The organism is Flavobacterium sp. RSP15 (assembly GCF_003968755.1).
Taxonomy (GTDB): Bacteria; Bacteroidota; Bacteroidia; order Flavobacteriales; family Flavobacteriaceae; genus Flavobacterium.
Window position 1 is genome coordinate 414,376 of record NZ_RYDL01000002.1, and the last position, 26,999, is coordinate 441,374.

Consider the following 26,999-nt stretch of genomic DNA (forward strand, 5'->3'; position numbering starts at 1 on the left):
ACGCCATGAGCACATTAAGAAACAAAGTACAGTTAATTGGACATGTAGGAAATGATCCGGAAATTAAATCATTTGACGGAGGAAAAAAACTAGCTAATTTTTCGTTAGCTACAAATGAAAGCTACAAAAACGACAAAGGAGAAAAAGTAGAAGAAACCCAATGGCACAAACTCGTTGCTTGGGGAAAAACGGCTGAAATCATAGAGAAATATGTTACCAAAGGAAAAGAAATTGCCATTGAAGGAAAATTAACCCATAGAAGTTATGACGATAAAAATGGAGAAAAACGTTACATCACTGAAGTTGTCGTTGATGATGTTTTGCTTTTAGGGAAATAGGCCTTTCAAGGCGAAGCAATAAAATAATGCCCTCTGTCTCAGAGGGCATTTATGTTTTGAATCAAGATACTTTTTTTAATAAATCAAACAACGGACACCGCTTACAGCGATTGTCTTCCCCTTTTTTGAATTTTTTGCAACATTTAGATTTGCAGTTTTCTGCAATCTTAATGGTTTTAAGGATTTCTTTTTGATTCTTTTTCTTTCCCTTTTTTTTCTTTTCCAATTTTTATAAAGAATTAAAAACTAGGGCAAATGTATATTATTTTTATCTGTTCTAAATAAATTTTAACATTTAAATAGCAGGTTTGACAAGCACCACTTGTTGTAAGTCTCTGTCAAATAAGTATAAACCGCCTTTGTCATCTCCTATTAAGTTGATTTTGTCCAAAATAGATTTTGCGGTCGCTTCTTCCTCAATTTGTTCGGCAACATACCATTGCAGAAAGTTATGTGTGGCATAATCTTTTTCAGAGAAAGTGATGTGTACCAACTCATTTATCGAATCCGAAACAAAAATTTCATGTTTATAAAGTTCCTCAAACATATCTTTGAAGGTTTCATAAGTGATTTTCGGGGCTTTTAAATCTGTTATTTTTGCATGCCCACCACGCTCATTAACATACTTGATTAATTTGAGCATGTGAAGGCGCTCTTCGTCAGATTGGGTAAACATGAATTGAGCAATTCCTTCCAGTCCGCTCACTTCAGCCCAACACGCCATAGAAAGGTAGGTTTGCGAGGATTCTGCTTCAATGCGAATCTGTTTGTTTAGGGCAATTTCAATATTTTTAGATAGCATAATTTTCTTTTTAGTAAAGTTAAATAAAATAAGTGACTACTGATTCATCAATTCCTGAAAACAATCCACAAATTGTCCCAGATGAAAACCGTCCATTAATCCATGATGTACATGAACAGACATGGGCATGGTTCTTTTGCCACTAGGGGATACTTTCATTTTGCCAAAAGATATTTTTGGACAGCTGTCCGGAAAGGAAAAACTTCTAGCATGGGATAAAGAGAAAAAATCCAGCCACGGAATTGCTGAAAAATGGATCACGTTATCCTCCTCAAAAGTTCGGGTAAAAAGTCCTGTTGTGGTTTGAATGCGGGCAATCTCTGTAGCGGCGGTCGTTTTGAAAACTGCAAAATCAGCATTGTATTCGATTAAAGAAAATCCGAAAGTGCCGTCCTCCCTACCGATTGTAGCCGAAGCATTAATTTGGTCACAAATATATATTTGGTCCTCTGAAACTCGATATTTAAAAGATTCAATGGTATTTACCGCTACTAATGTTTGGTGTAAATAATAATTAAAAAAAGAAGAATTTAGTGCTTTTGCAGCTGCATAAGCTTTTGTACAATCAATTTCGACAGTAGCTCCAAAAAAAGGTTCTTCAAATTGTCTGAAAAAATGAAAATGTTCTTTTCTAGGCCAATTTTCTATATCTAAAAGGGTTCTCAAAATGGCGGGATTTTATTTAAAGTTCAAAAGTACAGCTATTCTTTGTGAATAGTTTAGGAGGTAGTTGATTCTCTATTCTAAAATGGAACAGTTAGAAAAGGTTTAGTTCTAAAAAAAGCCCTAAAGGAATTTTCCTTTAGGGCTTTTTTATAAGTAAGTATGAAGCTTATTTTACGGAGAACGTAACTCTTCTAACTAGTTTTCTTGCATTTACTGAATTTTTATCTACCGAGGTATCTTCACCGTTTGCAACAACATTCAATCTTGATGCATCAATGTTAGCTTTTACCAGCGTAGTTTTAACATGGTTAGCTCTTGCTGTAGATAATTTATCATTGTAAGCAGATCCTCCTAATTCATCAGCATGACCAATAATGTCTACTGAAGCAGAAGGATTGTCTCTCAAGTATGTTAAAATAAAACTAGTAGCTTCTGTAGATACGTCAGTTGGTCTTGATTGATCAAAGTTAAAATAAACAGCAACATAACCACCATTAATTAAACTTTTAATTAGTTCGTTATCATATACAACGTTACTATCAGGGGTTTTGCTAGCATAATTCTCTAGGACGTAAGCTTCTGTAGCATCAGGAACATTGTTGTTATTTTTATCAATTGATCTTCCTTTGGTGTCAACCAAAGCTCCTGCAGGGGTGTTTTCTTCTTGATCTAAATAATTAGCTACGCCATCTCCATCCGTATCTAGCATTTTATTTTCGATAGCCATAAATCTTGCGTCAATTGCATCAAATTTACTTTCATGATCGATAACCCAGTCCGCATGTTTTTCGTTTTTACCTAAGTAAACTGTTAAACCTACTGTACCATTAAAAAGAGTCCCCGAGAAACCTCTGGCTTCAGGCGTAAGGCTGGCATTATCAAAAGCAGTATTTTGACCAAAATTCATTATTGTCGTGAAATCTCCTGTCAAGGCAAGTCTGTTTGTTAGTTTCACTTGTGCAGTTACACCGGCAATAAAGTTACCCATTTTGTCTTGGATGTGATTATTGTCATTTCTCAACTGCGCATAACCAAAACCAGTATGACCTAATAAACCAATTGTATTGGTCCAAGTTTCAAAATTCATAACCCTTCCTAAGTTAGCTACAGCTTGTAAATTTGCTCTGTAGTACTGAGTATCGAAATTAATAGATTCCTTTTTTGCCTGAAAACTGTTGTATCCAACGTCAGCCTTTAGACCAAATTTGTTGTTGAACATATATCGAACTCCTAGATCAGCAACAAAAGGACTGGGTGTAGAGGTAAAATAACCGGCAGTCAGAGGCTGTTGTGGTTTGTTAAAACCACCTGCAATTTCGATAGACCATTTATTAAAGTCAATTTCAGTATTTTTTACAGTTTCTGTTTGAGCGCTTAAAGTTGTAATCGCTGAAGCAAAAACTAACGTAAGTATGATTTTTTTCATCATGTTAAAATTTAAAGTTATTACAAAATTACAGTACAAAAATGGAGGATAGCCGGTAAAGAGTAAATTATATAAGGATTCGTTCCAATTGTAATAAACAATGTACTAAAATTGGCATTTTTTAAATGTTTTAAAGCGTTTTTGATACCTCAAAATAGGTATTTATATGCTGAATTTGTGTCTTTTTTACTTAAAAAAGAGGTTTAAAGGGGCTAAATTTAAGACAGAACAGATCCGACAAATGCACTCGCATACTCTAATTTTAGCCAATTGGATTGGTGGATTTATCGTAATTCCAATCGTTTTAAAACGTCTGTTATTTTTTTGAAAGCAATGAAATTTTCGTGTTCTATTTTATGGTCAATTTTTTCATGTGCCCAAGTGGTATGAAACGGAATGTGAACGGCATGTCCGCCAATGGCTAAAACCGGAAGTATATCTGATTTTAAGGAATTGCCAATCATAAAAAATTCCGAAGGTTGTATTTCCAATCGTTTGATGAGATCGGAATAATCTTTTTCCTGTTTGTCTGACATCACTTCTATATGGTGAAAATAATGTCCCAAACCAGAATTGTGCAATTTTCGGCGTTGGTCTAATAAATCGCCTTTGGTAGCTACAACCAATTTGTATTTTCCGTTCAATGCGTCTAAAGTTTCTTGAACACCATCCAATAAAACGATAGGTTTCTCCAGCAGTTCTTTTCCATATTGAATAATTTTTTCGATTATTTCAATAGGAATGGTATTATTCGAAATAGTCATCGCGGCTTCAATCATCGAAAGAATATAGCCTTTGATTCCGTAGCCGTATAATTTCAGATTGTCAATTTCGACCTTGAAAAGTTCTTTAGAAATTCCCTGATGCGATAAATAATCTTCCATCAAACCGCAGAATTTTTTCTCCGTTTCATCAAAGTAGGTTTCGTTGATCCATAAGGTATCATCGGCATCGAAGGCAATTACTTTTAAGCTCATATTTTTTTATTTACCGTGAATTCGCTAATTAAGTAAGTCGAAAGTTTAAAAGTCGTAAAGTCAAAAGAATTAACTTTAAGTAAAACAGCTTTAAATCAGATTGTTACATAATTTCGCCCTGATTTTAAAATACGACATTATACCATGGTTATTACTTAATATATTTAAGATTACATATTAATTAGCAAATTTGCGGTTGTTTTTTCTTAATTTATAGTCTCTCCATTGGCAACGTCATCGGTATCCGGATTTACAAAAACCAGTTTCCCTTTGGCATTGGTGGTCATTAAGATCATGCCCTGACTTTCTACGCCACGAAGGTTTCTTGGAGCCAAATTCACTAAAACAGTAACTTTTTTTCCTATTATATCTTCGGGCTTAAAACTCTCCGCAATTCCTGAAACAATGGTGCGCACGTCAATTCCAGTATCTATTTTCAAAATCAAAAGCTTGTTCGCTTTTGGCATTTTTTCGGCTTCCAAGATTGTTCCAACACGGATATCCATTTTGGCAAAATCCTCAAATTGAATCGCTTCTTTTTGTGTCTCTGTCATTGCGAGGGACGAAGCAATCTCTTCCTTATTAGCCGTTTTAGTCGCCTCTAATTTGTCAATTTGTTTCTGGATTTCCTCGTCTTCAATTTTGGCAAACAATAATTCCGCTTCTCCAATTTGGTGTCCAGCTGGAATCAAATCAGAGTTTTGAGCAACAGTATTCCAGTTTAACGGGCTTTCTATTTTTAGGATTCTTGATAATTTTGTAGCTGTAAACGGCAAGAAGGGTTCGCAAAGTGAACTCAACGCAGCCGCAATTTGCAACGCAACGTACATTTGTGTCTGCACGCGCTCCGGATTCTCTTTGATTACTTTCCAGGGTTCTTCGTCGGCTAAATATTTATTTCCTAAACGAGCCACATTCATCAACTCGCTCAACGCTTCCCGGAATCTGTAACGCTCCAGAGAACTTGAAATCACCGCTGGATACGCTTTCAATTCCGTCAAAGTAGCTTCGTCCACTTCCGAAAGTTCATTTGGAGTAGGTACAATTCCGTTGTAATATTTATTGGTTAAAACTACCACGCGATTAATGAAATTTCCGTAAATCGCTACCAATTCATTATTGTTTCTCGCCTGAAAATCTTTCCAGGTAAAATCATTATCCTTCGTTTCTGGTGCATTTGAGGTCAACGCATAACGCAACACGTCTTGCTGATTCGGGAATTCTTCCAAATATTCGTGCAGCCAAACCGCCCAGTTTTTTGAAGTCGATAATTTATTTCCTTCCAAATTCAAGAACTCATTTGCAGGCACATTGTCCGGCAAAATATAACTTCCTTCGGCTTTCAACATCGCTGGGAAAATAATGCAATGGAAAACAATATTGTCTTTCCCTATAAAATGAACTAGTTTCGTGTCTTTATCTTTCCAGTACGGTTCCCAATCTTTTCCTTCGCGCAAAGCCCATTCTTTTGTAGAAGAAATGTAGCCAATAGGCGCATCAAACCACACGTATAATTTTTTTCCTTCGGCACCTTCAACAGGAACGTCAATTCCCCAGTCCAAGTCACGAGTCACTGCACGAGGCTCGAGTCCACCGTCAATCCATGATTTTACTTGTCCGTAAACATTCGGTTTCCAGTCGTTTTTATGTCCAACAAGAATCCATTCTTTCAGGAAATCTTCATAACGATCCAAAGGCAAAAACCAGTGTTTCGTTGCTTTCATAATTGGCGTTTCGCCTGTAATGGTCGATTTTGGATGTATCAAATCCGTAGCATTCAACGTAGAGCCACATTTTTCGCATTGATCGCCGTAGGCTTCTTCGTTGCCACATTTTGGACACGTTCCCACCACAAACCGGTCTGCCAAAAATTGATCCGCTTTTGCATCATACAATTGCTCGGTCACTTCCTCAATAAAATCACCTTTATCATACAGCTTTTTAAAAAATTCGGAAGCCGTATCATGATGGATTTTAGCCGAAGTTCTGGAATAATTATCAAATGAAATTCCAAAATCAGAGAATGATTTACGTATAATTCCGTCATATTTATCGATTACTTCCTGTGGTGTAATACCTTCTTTTTTAGCTTTCATCGAAATCGCCACGCCGTGCTCGTCACTTCCGCAAACAAACAAAACGTCTCTTCCCTGCAATCTTAAATATCTGGAATATATGTCCGAAGGTACGTAGACACCCGCCAAATGGCCAATGTGAATTGGGCCGTTCGTATAAGGCAATGCCGCTGTAATTGTATATCTTTTTGGATTCTGTATCATGATTCTATTTTATAGAGCACAAAAATAGGCAATCCAATTTTTATTTGGAGCTATTTCCCACTATCCCTTGCAAATATATTCACGGAACTTCGCAGGAAATAAAAGTTAAGATAAGTAATTGTTCTGTTTTTAAGATAAAATAGAATAGATTTACAACTATCCGGGATTAAAACCATAGTGTGTATTCGATTTTATTTTGCCTACCAATAACAAGGAACCTCAAAAGAACCTCAAAAGAAGATCATTTGGATAGAATTCTGAGATCTATAAACGGATTTGTTCTATAAAAAACAGATTTTGGATCCAAAGAACAAAATAAAAGTAGCAATGTTTAGTATTTGACGTTAAATCAATATATTTGTAAATAATATAACAATTTTTAATAAAAAAGTTACAATGATAACAATAGCAGATCAATTCGGAATCAAAGATGCCCTTAAGCAATTAGGGATTGAGGAGGTAAATGAAGGAACATCAACAGGAGCAGCTAATTTTGCCAATGGAAAAATCATCGAAAGTTATTCACCAGCAGATGGGACTTTAATTGGAAAAGTAAAAACGTCTTCTAAGGAAGACTATGAAAAAGCAATGCAAAAAGCTTCGGAAGCATTTTTAGAATGGCGTATGGTACCCGCTCCTAAAAGAGGAGATATCGTTCGCCAGATGGGAGATGAATTAAGAAAATTCAAAGAGCCACTTGGAAAACTAGTTTCTTATGAGATGGGAAAAAGCCTTCAAGAAGGATATGGCGAAGTGCAGGAAATGATAGATATCTGTGATTTTGCGGTGGGATTATCACGTCAATTGTACGGATTAACCATGCACTCTGAAAGACCTTTGCACCGGATGTATGAGCAATACCATCCAATAGGAACGGTTGGAATCATTTCAGCGTTTAACTTTCCGGTAGCAGTTTGGAGTTGGAACGCTATGATTGCTTGGGTTTGCGGTGATGTTGCCATCTGGAAGCCAAGTTCAAAAGTACCTTTATGTGGAATTGCTTGTCAAAATATCATTAAAACAGTGTTAAAAAGAAATAACGTTCCTGAAGGCGTTAGTTGTTTAGTAACAGGAAATGAATCCGGAGACTTAATCAATAATGATAAGAGAATTTCGCTGGTTTCTTTTACAGGATCAACTAGAATAGGTCGTCACGTATCAAAAACTGTGGCCGAACGTTTTGGAAATACTATCCTTGAATTAGGAGGGAACAATGCCATTATCGTTTCGGAACACGCGGATATCAGTATGGTATTAGTCGGAGCGGTTTTTGGAGCGGTAGGAACAGCAGGACAGCGTTGTACCTCAACCAGACGTTTAATCATTCACGAAAGTGTATATGACAAAACGATCAGCGTGTTGAAAAATGCGTACGGACAATTGCAAATAGGAAATCCATTGGATGAGAATAATCACGTAGGACCGCTGATCGATAAAGGTGCTGTTCAGGAATATTTGAATGCGATTGAAAGCGCTAAAAAAGAAGGTGGAAAAATTATTGTTGAAGGTGGTTTGGTTGAAGGCGAAGGATATGAAAGTGGTTGTTATGTAAGACCATGTATCATTGAAGCTGAAAACCATTTTAACATTGTGCAAACAGAAACTTTTGCTCCTATTTTATATGTAATGAAATACAGCACGATTGAAGAAGCGATTGCGTTGCAAAACGGAGTTCCACAAGGACTTTCTTCTTCTATTTTTACAAACAGCATGAGAGAAATGGAATTGTTCCTTTCTCAATCGGGTTCTGATTGTGGAATTGCCAACGTAAATATTGGTACTTCAGGAGCTGAAATTGGTGGTGCTTTTGGGGGGGAAAAAGAAACTGGCGGCGGACGTGAATCGGGTTCTGATGCATGGAAAGCCTACATGAGAAGACAAACTAATACTATCAATTACGGAACCCAATTGCCATTGGCACAAGGAATAAAATTTGACTTGTAACCCCAAAATAGAATTAACTAAAAAAGGTAATTTGAATATTTCAAATTGCCTTTTTTAGTATTACAAATTCCTTGCAAACTTATTAAAAAACCTGCAATAATCTTTGTGATGTAATCTAACCTGTCAACACATCGGAAAAAACAAAACCTTTTCTAAAGCAATAATAAAATCCAAAGTGCCCAGAAAAATATATTTGACTTAGACGATCTTTTTTTATTTTTTATAGTTCGTACAAGTGTTAATGTGGCAGTAATAGATCACTTTTAAACACAGGTTTAAAAAAATAGGATATCTAATTTCTTCCTTTTTCGTCAAAATACAATTGGTTCAAAGGTTCACTTTGCCAAAACTCCTTGGTGTCAACATCCATAATAGTCAATGGTCCTTTGAAGGCTGCTCCGGTATCCACATTCCAAACATTTGCCTTTTGAACGGGAGTCGTTTCACCTATTCGGGTGACAGGCGTGTGACCAATATAGATTTCATTATATAAAGTAAAGCGTTTTGGGTAAAACGCATGGTCGGTTTTCATTGTCGTGTCTAATGCCAAGGCCGTTTCCCATAAGGTTCTGTCCCAATAGAAAAGCCCGGGAAAATATTCAAAGTCAACACCATTCATATTCGTAAAACCGGCATGGACAAAAAGCCGTTGTTGCTCGTCCAGATGAAAATTTTCTAATGATTTCAGGAATTCAATGTGTTTTTTCTTGGTTTCTAAGCCAACCGTTTCGTAGGCTAAAACAGTTGCTTCTCCACCATGTTTGTGCCAAAGCAGATTGTCTTTGCTTTCGCCGAGCCATTCCAGCAATAAATCATCATGGTTCCCACGTATGCAGATGCAGTTTTGTTTGGTTTTCAGAGCAATGATAAAATCTAGTACTTGAGGAGATTGACTCCAGCCATCGACGTAATCTCCCAGAAAAATCAGGGTGTCGTTTTTAGTAACGTTGGCTCTTTCCATAATTTGGTGCAATGCTCGCAAACCACCGTGGATATCGCCTATAACAAGTGTTCTCATGTACGGGTTGTTCATTTATTAGTCTAAAAACAGCAAGAAATACGAGCTGTCTTTCAAGGTATAAAATTAAGTAAAAGAGTGGTGAAGTACTACTTTTTAACTTATTTTTTTAACTAAAGTTAAAGGAGCTCTTTTTTAAAAATTCTGATTTTTATTGCAAATAACAGGGCTAAATTCCTCAAATCTCATTTTAAAGTAAAACTTAAAATATCACTACTTTAGGGGCTTATTTTACTTTTCAGGACATTTTAAAAATAAATAAATCAACAAAAAATTACTGCACATCATATTTCATCTTTCTCAAAATTCGCAACGCTTCCTTGAACGATAAATACACGTGGTTGAAAGGTTTCAACAGTACTTTGGCATCTATTAGCTTTTGTTTGGCTTCTTCAAAACCGTTGAGGTAGCAAATCATGAATGTTGAGGGTAAATTCTCTAAATCTTTTTCTTCTCGTTTGCCTAACGAAAGTCCTTTTTGGAGTTTGTTCAGCAAAGCAATATTGGCATTATAAATATGGAACAGCATTTTCTTGTTGAATTCCGGTGGTTGAAAAAGCATCTCTCTCTCAATTTTATAATAACCATTGTCATGAAAATGAATCGTTTGTTTTTCTAAAGGATAATAACTCGTTTTATCATTCAGACCCAAAGGAACATATTCAATAATGGTAAAAGTATCTTCGTCAAAAGTAATTTCGACCACATCCTGAGCCGAATAGAACAGCTTGATTTGTTCGTTGATCAATTCAATATCCACGCGGGATAAATACGTTTTATCACGGGATTTTTTTGCAATTCCTGCCCAGCAAATCACAAATAACTCCTTGAATACTTTATACTTTGGTGACATGTCTTTGTGGCGTAAATTCATAAAATCAATCACGCCATCAAGTGTGTATTCAATGCTGTTTCGGGAGTTGTTTTCAATGCCAATTACGGTTTCCGTATTCTGATAATTCTTTTCAATTTCGCCTTCAACCGGCGTCGTGTTGCTGCCTCTTCGGATAAAAATACTGTTGGCAGGAATCGTGTGAATTCCTTTTTTGAAATAGGAGGTGTTGCTTTTTGGCTTGATTGTTACCAGTCCGATAACCTTGTCCTTTGGTAGATTTGGAAAAGGTATATTTTCATATTGAATTTTGGGTGGATTCTCCAGATAGGCATTCACTAAATTCTGAATCCGACTGTCATCAAAAAAATCATCCCCCACAATAGTATTGTCTTGGTCTTCAACCCCCACTACAATATAGGAGTTATTCATAGGGTTTGAATTGGACAGCGCGCAAATGTGTTTGAGAAACTTGGCTTTTCCTTCCCGTGTATGCAAATTTAACTGGCGCTTTTTGTCATAAAAACTACTTTCATCATTGTGAGCAAGCAGGTTTTTAATAAGAATGCGTTTGTTGATCATTGGTACTGTTTATTATGTATTTTTATTTTTCAGTGTTGTTAAAGACATATTTGTTGATCCTATTTTGATCCTTTTCTATCAGAATATTTTAATAAACTACCGCTAATTCGCAGATTTTAAAATTAATTAGAAAATCTGCGAATTAGCGGTTGCATTTTTAACTGTTGCATTTTTTGTTTATTCCCTTTTATAAATATAATGATAACTCGATATATTGTAGTTTTTTATACTAAATAATGGAGATAATCAATTCCTTTTTAAAATAGTGGCAGCGGCGTGTGCGGTTGGCAACACCATCAAATCGGCAATATTTACATGGTACGGTCTGGAAACTACAAAGTGAATAATGTCAGCAATGTCTTCAGGATGTAATGGCTCAAAACCTTTGTATACATTGGCGGCTCTGTCTGTATCGCCTTTGAAACGCACTTCACTGAATTCTGTTTCCACGGCACCGGGATGAATGGCTCCCACCCGGATTCCATAAGGATTCAAGTCCATTCGCATAGCTTGGTTTAAGGCATCAACAGCATGTTTGGAAGCACAATAGACGTTTGCGTTAGGGTATACTTCTTTTCCGGCTATGGACCCAATGTTGATAATATGACCTGATTTTCGTTCGATCATTTGTGGGATTATGGCTTTTGAGACATACAAAAGTCCTTTTACATTGATGTCAATCATGGCATCCCAGTCGTCTAAATCTCCTTTTTGAATGGGGTCTAAACCATGTGCATTTCCGGCATTATTAATCAAAACATCAATTGTAGCAAAGACTTCCGGAATAGAATTGATGCTTTCGAAAACCGCTTTTTTATCTCGAACGTCAAAAGACAACGTATGCACTTTGGTAAATGCTGAAAGCTCCTTTTTGAGTTCAGTCAATCGGTCCTCACGGCGTCCGCAAAGAATAATCTGATAGTTATTTTTAGCTAATATTTGTGCTGTTGCTTTACCAATTCCGCTGGTGGCTCCGGTCACTAAGGCTGTTTTAGTCATGAAATTTTTTTCTTTTTTGATTCTAAAGTTGTTGAGTTGAATAGGGATTCTAGGCTACATTTGTTCCCATACTTGCTGCCCAAATGGCAAACCAATCTTCTTTGTCTAATTCTAACTCGACGGCTTTCATCAAGGATTGGATTCGGGCTACATTTACCGTTCCGGCAATAGGAATTACTTGAGCAGGGTGTTTTAAAATCCAGGACAGCAAAATCGAGTCGGAGCCCAAATGGTATTTTGAAACTAAGGTCGCCAATAATTTTTTTAAGCGATGGGTTTGCGGAATATCTTTTCTGAAAACAGATCCAAGTGGATTCCAAGACATAGGCCGAATGTTATTGGCCTGCATATAATCAAAACTTCCATCCACCATCGGTTCGAAATTAGTGGCCGAAAATTGGACTTGATTGTATAAGACTTCTGTTTTTTGACCAATTAATTCGGTTTGTGTAGAAGTGAAATTAGAAACTCCAAAATCGATGATCTTCCCTTCTGATTTTAGCTTCAAAACGGCTTCGGCAATTTCATCCGGCTGCATCAAAGGACTGGGTCTGTGTAGTAAAAGCACGTCTAAATAATCGGTATGCAGGTTTTTTAAGGAGTTTTCAACGGACCAGATAATGTACTCTTTTGAATATTCATAATGTTTGATCGTATTGTTCCGGTTTTCGGTCACCATTTGGATTCCGCATTTGGATATCAATTGCATTTTTTCCCGGTCAATACTGCTGGCTGCAAATGCTTTTCCAAAATCAGACTCGGTGGTGTAATCCCCGTAGATATCAGCATGGTCAAAAGTTGTGATTTTATTTTCTAAACACACATTAATCATGTTTTCCATTTCTTTGGTATTGAGATTTTTATCCCAAATCCCCCAGTTCATGACGCCTGCTACAATGGGTGATAATTTAGTTTTATTCATGTTTTTTATTTTTTATTAAAATGCGTAAATCTTCAAATTCGAAATATATTTTTCAAAGTTCTTAAAAATATAAAAATTGTATCATAATTCGGCCTTAAAATTAAGTCTTTTGTCGAAGTTTTAACCATTTTTTAACATCTTACTTCTAAAAAAAAATTCAATTTGCACCTTCAAAACGACGGCATTAAATTCAAGGTTTTAAAAATAATAAAATGGAAGAAAATACAGCGGCTTTAGACATCAGAGCAATCAATGAAAAAATTGAAAGAGAGAGTGCTTTTATAGACCTTCTCACAATGGAAATGAACAAGGTTATTGTAGGTCAAAAGCACATGGTGGAGCGTTTGTTGATTGGACTTTTGGGTCAGGGTCATATTTTATTAGAAGGAGTTCCCGGATTAGCAAAAACATTAGCGATCAATACGCTTTCACAAGCGGTACATGGCTCTTTCAGCAGAATACAATTTACGCCGGATTTATTGCCTGCGGATGTTGTGGGAACAATGATTTACAATATTAAGCAAAATGAGTTTTCGATAAAAAAAGGACCAATTTTTGCTAATTTCGTCCTTGCGGATGAGATAAATCGTGCACCTGCCAAAGTACAATCCGCCTTACTGGAAGCCATGCAGGAAAAGCAAGTAACTATTGGAGACACTACTTTCAAACTAGACCGTCCATTCTTGGTTTTGGCTACTCAAAATCCTATTGAACAAGAAGGAACGTACCAATTGCCTGAAGCTCAGGTGGATCGTTTTATGTTGAAAACGGTTATTGATTACCCAAAAATGGAAGACGAACGTTTGATTGTTCGCCAGAACCTGAAAGGGAGTTATGAAAAAGTTAATCCAGTAGTTTCAGTAGAGCAAATCTTGCGCGCACAGGAAGCCGTTCGGGAAGTATACATGGATGAAAAAATAGAGAAATACATTCTGGATATCGTTTTTGCCACACGGTACCCGGAGAAATACAAATTGGCTGATTTGAAACCGTTAATCAGTTTTGGAGCATCTCCTCGAGGAAGCATCAATTTAGCAAATGCTGCAAAATGTTACGCTTTTATCAAACGTCGCGGTTATGTAATTCCAGAAGATGTTCGGGCGGTAGTGCATGATGTATTGCGTCACAGAATTGGTGTTACCTACGAAGCAGAAGCCGAAAACATTACTTCGGTTGATATTATTAACAAAATTGTAAACGAAATAGAAGTACCATAAAAGTGAATAGTAAAAAGTGAATAGTAATTAGCCTTTTTTGGTTGCTACTCACCACTCACTTCTCACTAATTACCAAAGAAATGGATACAAAAGACCTCTTAAAAAAAGTACGCAAAATAGAAATCAAAACCCGAAGATTGAGCGATCACATCTTTTCAGGGGAATACCACACATCTTTTAAAGGGCGCGGAATGACGTTCAGCGAGGTGCGTCAATACCAGTTTGGAGATGATATTCGTGCTATTGATTGGAATGTTACGGCGCGATACAATGAAGCGCACGTAAAAGTGTTTGAGGAAGAACGGGAATTGACCATGATGTTGATGGTGGATATATCAGGATCAGAAAGTTTTGGTTCGAAAAATCAATTCAAGAAAGATATTGTTACGGAGATTGCGGCAACAATGGCTTTTTCAGCCACACAAAACAATGATAAAATAGGTTTAATTTTGTTTTCTGACGCAATCGAATTGTATATTCCCCCAAAAAAGGGAAGGTCGCATGTATTGCGCATCATCAGGGAATTGATCGAATTTCAGCCCAAAAGCCGTAAAACAGATCTTGCCCAAGCCTTAAAATTTTTATCGGGAACCCAGAAAAAGAAAGCTATTGTGTTTGTAATTTCTGATTTCATGTCGGAAGAGTATGAACATACATTAAAAATAGCCTCTAAAAAACACGATATAACTGGGATTCGAGTGTACGACATTCGGGAAGAAAAAATGCCAAATTTAGGGATGGTTTCTATGCTTGATGCCGAAACCGGAGCAATTGAATTGATAAATACCAGCTCGAAAGCAGTGCGAATGAATTATGAAAAACAGTACCATAATAAAGTAACCTATTTTAAAGAAACATTCAGTAAATCAGGTTCAGGTGTGGTAAACACAAGAGTTGATGAAAGTTATGTGACTAAATTGCTGAGTTATTTTAAATCGAGATAAGGGTTCAATAATAAAAGATGAAAAAACAATTATACCTACTATTGCTGCTTTCTACGGCTGTTTTTGCACAACAAAAGCAAGTAGTCACAAGTATTGATACAATTAAAAATAAAATTGGTGCCGAATTTAAATTATCTATAAAAACTACTGTTGATACTTCGTCTAAGGTCATTTTTCCAAACTTAAAAAACCTTGGCGCTTTAGAGGTGATTCAGTCGTATCCTATTGATACGGTCAAAATGGATGGCCGTTATGAATTAATCAAGAAATACGGGTTGACCCAATTTGATTCTGGCAGATATGTGGTTCCAAGTATTAAGATTTTTATCAACAGCAAACCGTTTTTTACGGATTCGCTTTTGGTTGAGGTAGCGAACGTTCAAGTGGATACTTTGAAACAAAAAATGTACGACATCAAGGACATTGCTCCTGCGGATAATTCAATTGGAGATTGGTGGAAATACCTGCTGATTGTTGCTTTGATTGGTGGTATAGGAGCTTGTATTTATTGGTTTATTAAAAAACGACAAGAGAAAAAACTACACAAAGAAATTTATAAAACGCCTATAGAAAGAGCGACTAGTTTGCTAGATTCTTTGGAGAAAAAAGAACTTTGGCAAAAAGGAGAAGTCAAAGCCTATTACAGCGAATTGACTGATATTGCCCGAAATTATATTGAAGAAGCCATAGAAATTCCAGCCATGGAAAGTACTACATCAGAGCTGATTCTTGGACTTAGAGCGGCTTCTGTCAAAAAGAAAATGACGCTTTCGAAGGAAATTATCGAAAATCTGGAGCGTGTTTTGAAACAAGCCGATTTAGTGAAATTTGCCAAATCGAAACCATTGGATTTTGAAATAACCGAAGACCGAAATAAAATTCAAAAAGCAATTTTAACCCTGGACAGCTCCATTCCGCTGGAAGTTCCAGAAGCAGAAGAGACACTGTTGAATGAAGCACAAAGACAAAAACAAATTCAAATTCAGTTGCGCAAACAAAGAAATAAACGGATTCTTACGGCCAGCGCTATTGTACTATTTTTATTGGCAGCGACCACCACTTTTTTTATTGTTACCAAAGGGTTTAGTTATGTGAAAGACAATATCATTGGTCATCCTACAAAAGAATTGTTAGAAGGCGAATGGGTAAAAAGTGAATATGGAAATCCAGGAATTATCATAGAAACACCAAAAGTACTCAAGAGAATAGATCTGACTAAAACGCTTCCTAAAAATGGAATGGCATTGATTAAAGAGATGCAATCGTTTGTGTATGGTAGTGTTTTAGATCGTTTTTATGTGATGGTTTCTACGTTAAAATTCAAAGCAGAAACGCAAATTGATTTGGCTAAATCGATGGACGGGATATTGCAATCATTAGAATCCCAAGGAGCTCAAAATATGATTGTTAAACAAGAAGAATTTGAAACCAAAGAAGGGGTCAAAGGGATTAAAGCCTACGGCACTTTTTCCCAAGTTGATGGCGGTGATACGACAGGTGTAAAAATGTACTATGAAGCAGTACTGTTCAGTCAGGAAGGTGGATTACAACAAATTTTACTTTTTCATGAAGAAGGAGATACCTATGGCAATGAAATATCAGAACGAGTTTTGAACTCGGTCGAATTAAAACAAGCAAGTAAATAATGGATAAAATAACTTTTTTGAACCCAGAATTTTTTTGGCTGTTTCTACTGATTCCAGTTGTGATTGTTTGGTTGCTTTGGACAAAAAACGAACAGATCGCAACATTAAAAATTAGTTCTATAGCAGGATTTAAAGGCGCAGAGTCGTATTTGACAAAGTTAAAGCCACTGTTGAATGTATTACGGGTTTTGGCATTGTGTTCTTTAATTGTTGCCATGGCCAGGCCAAGAACGGTGGATGTAAGCAGTAGAACAAAAACAACTAAAGGAATTGATATTGTTATGGCAATGGATGTTTCTGGGAGTATGCTGGCCAAAGATTTGAAACCAAACCGAATGGAAGCATTGAAAAGAGTCGCAGCTGATTTTGTTAAAGAACGACCAAATGACAGAATAGGATTAGTGGTGTATGCCTCGGAAGCGTACACAAAAACACCGGTGACCAGCGATAAAGCAGTAATCCTGAATGCGATTAGCAGTATAAAATACGATACTGTTTTGCAGGACGGAACCGGAATTGGGATGGGATTAGCCACTGCCGTAAACCGATTAAAAGACAGTAAAGCCAAAAGTAAAGTAATTATTCTTTTGACAGATGGTGTGAATAATGCCGGATTCATTGAGCCGGAAACAGCCTCAGACATCGCCAAGCAATATGGAATAAAAGTATACACAGTAGGAATTGGAACTAACGGAATGGCCATGTTTCCCTATAAAATAGCACCTAATGGAACGTTTTTATTCCAAATGATGAAAGTGGAAATTGACGAACAATTAATGAAAAGTATTGCCAGAAAAACGGACGGAAAATATTTTAGAGCCACCAGCAATAGCAAGCTTGCCGAAATTTATGCCTCCATCAATAAACTGGAAACTACAGAAATAGAAGAATTAAAATTCTATGATTACGATGAAAAATTCAGGCCTTTTATATGGTTCGCCGGTTTTTTGTTGTTGCTGGAAGTGGGACTAAGGAATACAGTTTTTAAAAGCTTTATATAAAATCCCCACCCCAGCCCTCCCCGAAGGGAAGGGAGCACGAACTGGAATATTGGAATTAGAATTACCAAGTTTAGAATTTTGATTTAGGGTAAAATCTAAGATCAAAATTCATAAATCTAAAATTAAAAATGGAATTAGACGAAAAAAAATATTTATACCTTCTTTTTATACTGCCTCTTTTAGTGTTGGTTTTTCTGGCCAATTTATATTGGAAAAGAAAGAAACAGCGCGAGTTTGGAGATTTAGAAATGGTAAAAAAATTAAGTCCGGAAAGTTCCGTTTTTAAGCCAGTATTAAAAATAGTCGTGCTGATTTTAGCTTTTCTTGGACTGATTTTTGCTTTGGTAAACCCAAAGATTGGCACCAAGATGGAAACCGTAAAACGGGAAGGGATTGACATTGTTTTTGCAATGGATGTTTCTAAAAGTATGCTAGCTGAAGATGTTGCGCCCAATCGATTGGACAAAAGCAAGCAAATTGTCTCACAAATCATCAACCAGCTAGGAAGCGATAGGATAGGTATTGTGGCGTATGCCGGAAGTGCTTTTCCGGTTTTGCCAATCACTACGGATTATGGAGTGGCCAAGATGTTTTTGCAAAGCATGAATACCGAAATGGTTTCTTCGCAGGGAACATCGCTGGATGAAGCCATAAAATTATCATCCACTTATTTTGACGATAAAAGTAAGACCAGCAAATTATTGATTCTGATTTCTGATGGGGAAGATCATTCTGAAGGAGCCGAAAGTGCTGCTGAAGAAGCCAATAAATTGGGAATGAAAATCATTACAGTAGGAATTGGAACCGAAAAAGGAGCTACAATCCCATTGAAAAGAAACGGTGTTGTAACAGGTTTTCAAAAAGACAATAACAATGAAGTCGTGATCACTAAACTTAATCAGACCAGTTTAGAAGCCATTGCAAAAGCCACAAAAGGAGGCTATGTAAACGGAAATAATACCAAAGAAGTGCTGGAGCACATCAAGAATGCTTTGGATAATATTCAAAAAACCGAATTTGAAGCGACGGAAATGGCGGATTTTCAATCGCAATTTCAATGGTTTTTGGGGTTTGCCTTCTTGCTGTTATTTGTGGATGTCTTTCTGTTGGAGAGAAAAACAAGCTGGGTTAAGAAATTGAATTTATTTAACGAAAATAAATAATTATTTCCTAAAGGTTCTTAACCTTCTGGATTTATAGATACAATAAATGAAAAGATTTAAAATTATCATAATTGCTTTTTTAATGATTGCTTTCTGCGGAACGGCCGGTTTGTACGCACAACAAAAAGACCGAATTTTGCCTAAAGCAAATGCAGAATATGCGGAAAACAAATTCGCAGAGGCAGAGGCTAATTACAGAATTTCGGATTCAAAATTCCCTAATAGTACCGCTGCGTCCTTCAATCTTGGAAATAGTATTTACAAGCAAAAGCAGTCTGGAGAAGCCAAATTTGCGTACGCCAAAGCATTTAAAAATTCAAAAACGAGACCTCAAAAACACAGAGCCCTGCATAATTTGGGAAATGTATTCATGAATGAAAAGGATTATACTCAGGCGGTAGAAGCGTATAAAAACGCCTTGCGAAATGACCCAACCGATGAGGAAACCCGTTATAATTTTGCTTTGGCCAAAAAAATGCTGAAAGACAATCCGCCAAAGGATGACAAGAAAAAAGACGACAAGAAAGATAAAGACAAGAAAGACGATAAAAAGGACGAGAAGAAAGACAAAAAAGAGGAAGATAAAAAAGACGATAAAGGCGATCAGGACAAAGATAAAAATGAGCCAAAACCCAATGAAAATGGGGAGCCAAAACCAGCACCTGGAGGTATCTCCAAGCAGCGTCTGGAAAATTTACTAGATGCTGTAAATAGAGAAGAAAAGAAGGTTCAGGATAAGGTGAATGCCCAGAAAGTAAAAGGAAAACCAGTTAAAACGGAGAAGGATTGGTAATTCAATTAGACAGTTTGAAAATGAAAAAATATATAGCAGCAATCGTTTTATTGGTGTGCAGCTCCCTTAATGCTCAGGTTCAGTTTGAGGCCAAAGTCAGCAAAAGTACGTTGGGCTTAAATGAGAGGTTGCGTATTGATTTTATGATGAATGTAGATGGGGATAATTTTGTGAAGCCTTCATTTGAAGGATTTAGAATTGTTGCCGGGCCCAGCCAGCAAGTAAGTCAGTCCTGGGTAAACGGTAGAAGTTCTTTTGAGAAAGTCTATTCATATATTCTTTTGCCAAATCAAAAAGGAACCTTGGTTATCAAGCAGGCAGCCATAGAGTTTAATGGTCAAATTTATAAGACAGCACCAGTAAAAATAAATGTTACTGAGGCTACGCAACAACCCATAGATCCAAACGATTCACAAGTGCCTGCGGATGAAAACTTATATCTTGTTGCCGATGTGTCTAAAACAAATCCGTACATCAACGAACCCATTACGGTCGTGTACAAATTGTATTTTGCAAATATTGGCATCTCAAATTTAGGAGAACTGACCAAGCCAAAATACAATGATTTTTGGAGTCAAAATATTGAAATAAAACAGCTTGCTGCCGAAGAGGGGATGTTTAAAGGCCAAAATTATCGCTATATCGTGCTGAAAAAAGTAGTGCTATATCCGCAAAAATCAGGAAAACTTAAGATCGAGCCCCTATCATTAGCAGTTGATGTGCAGTTACCAACGAACCAAAGGGATATGTTTGGTCGAATGGTACTAACGGAAACGACCCAAAGAGTTTCGGCCGGGGCCAAAACCATTACTGTTAAACCACTACCCGAGTCTGGAAAACCAGAAAATTTTACCGGAGCGGTTGGAAGTTTCGACTTCAAAGTCACACCGTCTAAAACCGATTTAAAAAACGGAGAAAGTCTGGATCTTGTTGTCAGCGTAACCGGAAAAGGGAATCTAAAATTGTTCAGTTTGCCAAAACCAGTTGTGCCAAATGCGCTGGAAATGTATGATGCCGTTCACAGCGAAGACATCAGTACACCACTTTCCGGTATGAGCGGAAAAATGTCAGACAGTTATACTATAATTCCGCAATACAGAGGGAATTATCCAGTAAAACCAATGCTGTTTTCTTATTTTGATTTGGATTCCCGTACGTATAAAACACTCCGTTCTCCAGAGATCATGATCCATATTCTTGATGGCCCTTCTCCGGCAGATTCTTCCGCTACAGCTGGAAATAAAAATAAAATTGCAGCGGTTGAAGAATTTAAAACGATCAAGTCAAAAACCAATCTGGTTACCATTGATAAAGAGGATTTCTTTGGATCGAATTTGTTTATTGGATTGTTAGTACTGCCTTTTTTATTGGTTCCAATAATTGTGTTATTCAAAAAGAAAAAGGAAGCTATGGATGGCGATATTTCCGGAAACAGAATCCGAATGAATAATAGACTGGCCAAGAAATATTTATCAGTGGCCAAGAAACAAATCAATAACAAAGAACTGTTTTACATTGCACTGGAGAAAGCGATGCATAATTTCCTGAAGGCAAAATTACACATTGAAACCTCTGAAATGAGCAAGAATAATATTCAGGAATTATTGTTGTCCCGAAATGCAAAACCAGAAGCTGTAAACGATTTTATTGCGCTTACTGAAAATTGTGAAGTGGCCCGTTATGCACCTTCATCCAGTGTTACAATACAACAGGATTTTGATAAAGCAGTTTATATCATCGCTGCGTTGGAAAAACAGATTACTTAATAAAAGCACTAAAATTAATTTTTGAGTAAATACACTATGAGCCTTTGTGCCCTCGTTGCAAAAAAAGATAATGATGAAAAATATACTATACATACTTTTACTTTCAACTCAGTTTTTCTTTGCCCAAAACGGCTTTGAAAAAGGGAATGCGTATTATGAAAAGGCAAAGTACACTGAAGCCGTGGCTGCCTATGAAAGTGTTTTGAAAACCCAGCAGCACTCTTCGGAATTGTATTTTAATTTAGGAAATGCCTATTATAAATTGAATCAGGTTGCGCCTTCGATCTACAATTATGAAAAAGCATTAGTGCTCAATCCAAACGATCAAGGAAGTATTAACAACCTGAAATTCGCTCAAAAAAGAACAATTGATGAAATTAAAGTAATCCCAAAAGTAGGTTTTGCAAAATTAGTTCGTGATTTCACGGGAATTTATCATTATAATACCTGGGGATGGGTTTCTGTAGGATTGGCTGCCGCTTTTTTGTTGTTTTTTATCGGGTACTATTTTTTACAAAGAACACTTCCTAAACGGATTTTCTTTTTTGGAATGTTTCTGGCTGTTTTTCTTTTACTAATGACGCTGGTCGCAGCTATTATTGAGAAAAGTCATTTTGATACCGAAAAACCAGCCATTGTTTTTGCCGAAATGGCGAATGTGAAAAGCGAACCCAGAAATGGCGGTAAATCTATTTTTGTGCTGCATGAAGGGACTAAAGTTTATGTGAAGGAAGTCATCGAAAAATGGAAAAAAGTGCAACTAACGGATGGAACCGAAGGCTGGATAGAGAGCAGTGCAATTAAGGAAGTGAAATAATAGTTCCCGGTTTCAAATTATCCAGTTTCTTTATTTATAGCAGGAACAGGGTGGTTTTCATGGTAATTAAACTGACCGCCACCATATTTAAAATCAATTTCAAAATTGCAAATTCTACAGTTGGCATTTAATATTTGTCTCATGTTTTTATATTGAAACTTTAAAAACATAATCACCCCATGACATAAGTATTATTGTGATTAAATGCCCAATTTACTCTGAAGCTTAGTAAGAATTTAATGCAGAAATAAATACAGTAAATTATGAAAAATTGTTTTCCATTTTATTTGGTTAATTTTACCATCATGAACTAATAAAACTGTCCCTTTCGTAAGTTTTAATGATTGACTTTCTGCAATTTCAGAGTTTATAAAAACGCTATCACCTTTTGATATCTCCCAGTAATTTTTTTGATGTACTGTAATTTCTGTTTCAGAAGAAGTTTTGTAAATGTTAACTGTAAAAATCTGTATTATTGTATTGTTTTTGACTTCATATATTTTTTTTCGTTGCTTATTTGATATGAGCCGTCTTTAATAACCTCATTGTTTATAGATACTTTATTTCCAATTTCTACTTCTGCTAAATAATATGATCTTTCTATTTCAAAAATTTTGCCATCAACAAGTTTTTGCTCAACAATAAATAATTTTTCCCGACGAATGTTATTCAAATAATTTCCAATATCTAAATCTGGAATTACATTTTCATTTGCTAAAGGGAAAAGCTTAATGCCTGTTTTGCACGAAATCGCAAGCTGGGGTAATTCAAATCAAGCAAAAAAGATTATTGCAAAAATGGTAAAGTAGAAAATTGTAATGGCTGAAAAAAATAAGAATTCATTAATTTTTGTTTAGAATCTCTTAATTATGGTAAAAGTATTTGATCTAATATCTCAAGATTCAAGGCCTATAAGTCTATTGCATCATAAACCAAAACTTTCTCCCAAAGATGGGAACAGTTTTTTACAAAATCCTGATGAATAGGGTGGTCCTGATATATTTTTTGACCCGCTTCATCATCAAAAAATAACAGCTCTGAAACGTCCCAAGAAGTGTCTACTACTTCCCGTTTTTCCGTAGAAGCTAATATACCCAAATGAAATTGGCGAACCGTTGGAATTGCTGCTAAAGTTTTCAAGCCGGAAATCAATTGCTGTTTATCTTCTTCCGATTGGGGGTTCTTTAACCAAAAAAACACATGGTGTATTAAATTTTTTTCATTGGAGTGTTTTGTGAATCCAAAAACACCTGCAATACCTACTAAAGCTGCCGAACCAATAAACTGTCTTCGTATCATCTGATTAATTTTAAATGTAAATATCTAAATTAAAAATAGAATAGGATCACTATTTATCTCAAATTTTAAAAGGAGAATGACTGCTGTTTTTGAAACAGAACGGTTTTTGCAAAAACAAGATAGTTTTTCTCATTAATCACCATGAAGCCCGGCTTTCACTAAAGCCTTAAAACAAAAAAGACCTTACATTGCTGTAAAGTCTTTTTAAAAAGCTCCTCTCTTGGGCTCGCCCCTCGGGACAGATTAGCAGTTAAATCTCGACTGCGCTCCATTTGACAAGATTGATACGATCTAATTATTTTATTTCCTTATCTAAAATAATGGCAGGAATTTGCTGTTTCATTACAAAAGCATTAAATTTCTTGACATCGTTATCCACGATATCTTTTATTTTCTGGAGTTCGGCATCTATTTTCATAGCTAAATCTTCATAAACAACATAAGCATTTCGGGTTGGTTTTGATTCCGATGACGAAATATTGGATCCTAATCCAGCCATTTTATCGTTCAATTGAATTGGGAAAGCTAACACATCTTGTGGTGCTTTAGCTTTTGGCTGCATTAATGATGACTCAATTTTATCCAAATTTTCCAGAGTCGATTTCGTCATTTTTTTCATTTGATTGACTGCCACAGTATCTTTTACAGTAGCTATGTATCCATTAATTTGCGTGCGTATTTTTCGCAATTGGTTAATCGCAAGATGAGCTTCATTGACTTTTTTATTTACTTTTTGGTGCAAGTCAAATTGCTCTTTTAAATCAGCATCACTTGTGGTCATTCGAGGATCAAGTTTGATTTCAACAGCTGCTTCTGCAATAATAGTTTTGTCTTCAATTAACCGAACAATATAAGATCCCGGTACTACTTTTGCACCTACACCTGACCCTGCCCACATTACATTAGTTCCGTCAACTGCAGTTGCATTTGGATAGCGCATGTTCCATACAAATGAATTCATACCTGCTTTTGCGGTGATGAAACCCGCTTGCTCTTTTTTTGGATCTTGATAAAATTCCTTGGAAATTTTCATGGGTTCACCCTTCATGTCTTTGGTTGAAGAGTAGGTATTTATCGTATCTCCTTTTGGTGTCAAAAACTGTAATTTTATCTCAGTTGAAGGTTTCTTCTTGAAAAAGTAACGAACAATTACTCCATTTGGGGCATTAGTTCCTGAACTCATGTCATCGCTTTGTCCGCCTTGCATTCTATAAGCAGGACGTGGTTTGAAAAGGTGTTTGTCTCCTTTTACTGTTTTGTCTTTTATTTCATAAAGCGGCGTAATATCATCTAATACCCAAAAAGATCGGCCGTGCGTTGCAACGATTAAATCCTTTTCTCTTTTTTGAATTCTTAAATCTCTAATAGGAGTAACCGGTAGATTCAAGTTTAGTTTTTGCCAAGAATCCCCATCGTTGAAGGAAACATAAACGCCTCGCTCAGTACCAGCAAACAGTAATCCAGGTTTGTTAGGATCTTCACGCAATACTCTGCAATATTCATCAGATGGAATCCCATTGGTTATTTTAGTCCAACTTTTTCCATAATCAACCGTTTTGAACATATACGGTGTACGATCGCCGTACATGTATTTATTGGCTGTTAAATATGCTTTTCCTTTTTCGTGTTCTGAAGTGTGAATCATACTAATCAAAGAAAAGTCAGGCAATACTGTTGTTGGTAATGAGATATTCTCCCATTTTGCCCCATTGTTTTTAGTGATATGTACTAAACCGTCATCAGATCCGGTCCAAATTACCCCTTTTTCTAGCGGTGATTCTGAGAGGGTGAATATAGTAGCGTATACTTCCGCTCCTGTTTGATCCTTAGTTATTGGTCCGCCCGTTTCTCCTGTAGTTTTTGGATCATTTCGGGATAAATCAGGACTTATAATTTCAAATGAATGACCTTGATCTTCCGTCACGTGTACAACCTGAGAGGTAACATACATTCTTTTTGGGTTGTGAGGCGAAAAAACAATTGGGTACGTCCATTGAAAACGGTATTTTTTAGCATAAGAAGGAGCCCCAATATTCGATTCTGGATACGGAGAGATATCTTTTCTTTGGCCTGTTTTTTTGTTGTAAGAACTCAATTGACCGTCGTACTCGCCACCGTATGTAATGTCAGCATTCGTTGGATCTGCCTCGATATATCCTGCTTCTCCACCTGCAGCGGCGTACCAAGATTCAGGACCTATACTATTGCCACTAGTTCTAGAAGCAATCCGAATAGAAGAATTATCCTGCTGAGCTCCATAGATATTGTACGGGAATTCATTGTCTACTGATACATGATAAAATTGAGCGGTGGGTGTGTCTAGTTCCGTGAAGGTTTCCCCACCATTAAAGGTAACTTCTCCACCGCCATCATCGCCTATGATAAAGTTATCTGGGTTTAAAGGATTTATCCATACATCATGTGTATCTCCGTGTCGGACATTTATTTTTTTAAAGCTTTTACCACCATCACTGGTTTTCCAAGCGTCTACATTTAATACAATTAATCCATTTTCGTTTTTAGGATCGGTTTGTAAATTCATGTAATACCATGGTCTTTGCCAAAGATTTTTATCTTCATTAATCAATTCCCAGTGCTCGCCTGCATCGTTAGATCGATACAGTCCGCCTTTTGTATTTTCGATTAAAGCATACAAGCGATTCGAATTTACAGGAGACACAGCGATTCCCATTTTTCCGAGAATTCCAACTGGCATTCCTGGTTTTTCGTTAAGCGATTTCCAAGTATCACCGCCATCAATAGATTTGTACATTCCAGATCCTTTTCCTCCTGATGACATAGAATGACCGTTACGATACCCTTCCCAAAGCGTTGCGTAAACAATTCTAGGATTGGTAGGATCGATACGAACACACATGGCGCCCGTTTTTTCATCTTTAGAAAGAACTAATTGCCATGTTTTTCCTCCATCTTGTGAGCGGTAAACACCGCGTTCCGGATTAGATTTAAAAGGATTTCCCATTGCTGCAACAAAAACGATGTTAGCATCAGTTGGATGTACTTCGATATTAGCAATTGCATCCGCTTTATCGAGGCCAGATTTTGACCAAGTTTTTCCGCCGTTTACAGATTTGTACATTCCGTCACCAAAAGAGATATTGGATCTCATATCCGCTTCGCCCATTCCTACATATACCACATTTGCATCAGATGGAGCAACTGTAATGGCGCCTACAGCAGATGATTTAAAAATACTATCAGAAATAGGAAACCATTCATTTCCTCCATCAATTGTTTTCCAAACGCCACCTCCTGTTGAACCAAAATAATACGTCAGAGGATGGTTGGCATGTCCTGCTACCGCAAGTGATCTTCCCGATCGGAAAGGTCCGATATTTCTCCATTTAAGCGCATTAAATATGCTATCTGAGACAAAATTTGAAGTTGTTTTGTTTTTTACATTCTTTTTTTGGGCATAACCTAAGCTAGTGGAAAGTGTTATAAAAAAGACAAGAACGATACTCAACTGAATTCTTTTAAAATAAGTTTGGTTCATAGGTTTTAATAGATTGGTTAGTGGTTATTAAATTTTAAACTTCAATAAGGA

23 protein-coding genes are annotated in these 26,999 nt (G+C 36.5%); 10 read left to right on the plus strand and 13 right to left on the minus strand.

From position 1 onward, the window contains the following. Window positions 1–5 precede the first annotated feature (5 nt). Window positions 6–338 carry a single-stranded DNA-binding protein gene (locus EKM00_RS04255; protein WP_126452160.1) on the plus strand — a complete coding sequence of 111 codons (333 nt, stop codon included), beginning with the start codon at window positions 6–8 and terminating at the stop codon, window positions 336–338. Window positions 339–633: 295 nt separating this feature from the next. Here the strand turns inward: EKM00_RS04255 and EKM00_RS04260 are convergent, their stop codons facing one another. The 5 genes from EKM00_RS04260 to metG all read right to left on the minus strand — a co-directional run bounded on the left by EKM00_RS04260 (window position 634) and on the right by metG (window position 6,488). After that, window positions 634–1,140: a ferritin gene (locus EKM00_RS04260; RefSeq protein WP_126452158.1), complete on the minus strand. Its 507-nt coding sequence runs from the start codon at window positions 1,138–1,140 to the stop codon at window positions 634–636. A gap of 36 nt (window positions 1,141–1,176) precedes the next feature. After that, the gene (locus EKM00_RS04265) at window positions 1,177–1,806 is read right to left on the minus strand and encodes a chloramphenicol acetyltransferase (protein WP_126515343.1); all 630 of its coding nucleotides are present in this window, start codon (window positions 1,804–1,806) and stop codon (window positions 1,177–1,179) included. Between the two features lie 166 nt (window positions 1,807–1,972). Beyond that, complete coding sequence (locus EKM00_RS04270) at window positions 1,973–3,232, minus strand: OmpA family protein (protein WP_126452154.1); 1,260 nt, start codon at window positions 3,230–3,232, stop codon at window positions 1,973–1,975. A gap of 284 nt (window positions 3,233–3,516) precedes the next feature. Then, window positions 3,517–4,209 carry an HAD family hydrolase gene (locus tag EKM00_RS04275; protein ID WP_126452152.1) on the minus strand — a complete coding sequence of 231 codons (693 nt, stop codon included), beginning with the start codon at window positions 4,207–4,209 and terminating at the stop codon, window positions 3,517–3,519. A 206-nt stretch (window positions 4,210–4,415) separates the two neighbouring features. Next, window positions 4,416–6,488 carry a methionine--tRNA ligase gene (gene metG / locus EKM00_RS04280; protein ID WP_126515344.1) on the minus strand — a complete coding sequence of 691 codons (2,073 nt, stop codon included), beginning with the start codon at window positions 6,486–6,488 and terminating at the stop codon, window positions 4,416–4,418. A 396-nt stretch (window positions 6,489–6,884) separates the two neighbouring features. On the opposite strand from metG, the gene amaB reads away from it, so the two are divergent. Continuing rightward, window positions 6,885–8,432, plus strand: coding sequence for an L-piperidine-6-carboxylate dehydrogenase (amaB, locus tag EKM00_RS04285; RefSeq protein ID WP_126452148.1), 1,548 nt, complete (start codon window positions 6,885–6,887; stop codon window positions 8,430–8,432). 292 nt (window positions 8,433–8,724) lie between these two features. On the opposite strand, the gene EKM00_RS04290 is transcribed toward amaB, so the two are convergent. The 4 genes from EKM00_RS04290 to EKM00_RS04305 form a co-directional block, all read right to left on the minus strand. Then, on the minus strand, window positions 8,725–9,450 hold the full coding sequence (locus tag EKM00_RS04290) for a metallophosphoesterase family protein (protein ID WP_126452327.1): 726 nt from the start codon (window positions 9,448–9,450) through the stop codon (window positions 8,725–8,727). A gap of 274 nt (window positions 9,451–9,724) precedes the next feature. Then, window positions 9,725–10,864, minus strand: a complete 1,140-nt coding sequence (locus EKM00_RS04295; RefSeq protein ID WP_126515345.1) for an ATP-binding protein — start codon at window positions 10,862–10,864, stop codon at window positions 9,725–9,727. Between the two features lie 246 nt (window positions 10,865–11,110). Beyond that, window positions 11,111–11,863 carry an SDR family NAD(P)-dependent oxidoreductase gene (locus tag EKM00_RS04300; RefSeq protein ID WP_126515346.1) on the minus strand — a complete coding sequence of 251 codons (753 nt, stop codon included), beginning with the start codon at window positions 11,861–11,863 and terminating at the stop codon, window positions 11,111–11,113. A gap of 49 nt (window positions 11,864–11,912) precedes the next feature. After that, window positions 11,913–12,785: an aldo/keto reductase gene (locus EKM00_RS04305; RefSeq protein ID WP_126452142.1), complete on the minus strand. Its 873-nt coding sequence runs from the start codon at window positions 12,783–12,785 to the stop codon at window positions 11,913–11,915. A gap of 212 nt (window positions 12,786–12,997) precedes the next feature. Here EKM00_RS04305 and EKM00_RS04310 point away from each other — a divergent pair, with 212 nt between their 5' ends. The 8 genes from EKM00_RS04310 to EKM00_RS04345 all read left to right on the plus strand — a co-directional run bounded on the left by EKM00_RS04310 (window position 12,998) and on the right by EKM00_RS04345 (window position 22,132). Next, the gene (locus EKM00_RS04310; protein ID WP_126452140.1) at window positions 12,998–14,002 is read left to right on the plus strand and encodes an AAA family ATPase; all 1,005 of its coding nucleotides are present in this window, start codon (window positions 12,998–13,000) and stop codon (window positions 14,000–14,002) included. 80 nt (window positions 14,003–14,082) lie between these two features. After that, the gene (locus EKM00_RS04315; protein WP_126457681.1) at window positions 14,083–14,946 is read left to right on the plus strand and encodes a DUF58 domain-containing protein; all 864 of its coding nucleotides are present in this window, start codon (window positions 14,083–14,085) and stop codon (window positions 14,944–14,946) included. A 17-nt stretch (window positions 14,947–14,963) separates the two neighbouring features. Further along, window positions 14,964–16,592 (plus strand): hypothetical protein, encoded by a 1,629-nt coding sequence (locus tag EKM00_RS04320; RefSeq protein ID WP_126515347.1) that lies wholly within the window; start codon window positions 14,964–14,966, stop codon window positions 16,590–16,592. Beyond that, a complete protein-coding gene (locus tag EKM00_RS04325; protein ID WP_126452135.1) occupies window positions 16,592–17,593 on the plus strand; it encodes a vWA domain-containing protein in 1,002 nt (333 codons plus the stop codon). Before EKM00_RS04320 ends, EKM00_RS04325 begins: the two co-directional genes overlap by 1 nt. 128 nt (window positions 17,594–17,721) lie before the next feature. Beyond that, window positions 17,722–18,756, plus strand: a complete 1,035-nt coding sequence (locus tag EKM00_RS04330; protein WP_126515348.1) for a vWA domain-containing protein — start codon at window positions 17,722–17,724, stop codon at window positions 18,754–18,756. Window positions 18,757–18,802: 46 nt separating this feature from the next. Then, the gene (locus tag EKM00_RS04335) at window positions 18,803–19,549 is read left to right on the plus strand and encodes a tetratricopeptide repeat protein (protein ID WP_126515349.1); all 747 of its coding nucleotides are present in this window, start codon (window positions 18,803–18,805) and stop codon (window positions 19,547–19,549) included. Window positions 19,550–19,569: 20 nt separating this feature from the next. Beyond that, window positions 19,570–21,315 carry a BatD family protein gene (locus EKM00_RS04340; protein WP_126515350.1) on the plus strand — a complete coding sequence of 582 codons (1,746 nt, stop codon included), beginning with the start codon at window positions 19,570–19,572 and terminating at the stop codon, window positions 21,313–21,315. Window positions 21,316–21,388: 73 nt separating this feature from the next. Further along, window positions 21,389–22,132 (plus strand): tetratricopeptide repeat protein, encoded by a 744-nt coding sequence (locus tag EKM00_RS04345; RefSeq protein WP_126515351.1) that lies wholly within the window; start codon window positions 21,389–21,391, stop codon window positions 22,130–22,132. A 17-nt stretch (window positions 22,133–22,149) separates the two neighbouring features. On the opposite strand, the gene EKM00_RS15055 is transcribed toward EKM00_RS04345, so the two are convergent. The 4 genes from EKM00_RS15055 to EKM00_RS04360 all read right to left on the minus strand — a co-directional run bounded on the left by EKM00_RS15055 (window position 22,150) and on the right by EKM00_RS04360 (window position 26,948). Next, window positions 22,150–22,275: a hypothetical protein gene (locus tag EKM00_RS15055; protein WP_255416614.1), complete on the minus strand. Its 126-nt coding sequence runs from the start codon at window positions 22,273–22,275 to the stop codon at window positions 22,150–22,152. A 329-nt stretch (window positions 22,276–22,604) separates the two neighbouring features. Further along, window positions 22,605–22,805, minus strand: a complete 201-nt coding sequence (locus EKM00_RS04350; RefSeq protein ID WP_126515352.1) for a hypothetical protein — start codon at window positions 22,803–22,805, stop codon at window positions 22,605–22,607. 236 nt (window positions 22,806–23,041) lie between these two features. Beyond that, window positions 23,042–23,431: a Dabb family protein gene (locus tag EKM00_RS04355; protein ID WP_126515353.1), complete on the minus strand. Its 390-nt coding sequence runs from the start codon at window positions 23,429–23,431 to the stop codon at window positions 23,042–23,044. Between the two features lie 295 nt (window positions 23,432–23,726). Then, the gene (locus EKM00_RS04360; RefSeq protein WP_126515354.1) at window positions 23,727–26,948 is read right to left on the minus strand and encodes a WD40/YVTN/BNR-like repeat-containing protein; all 3,222 of its coding nucleotides are present in this window, start codon (window positions 26,946–26,948) and stop codon (window positions 23,727–23,729) included. Window positions 26,949–26,999 lie beyond the last annotated feature (51 nt).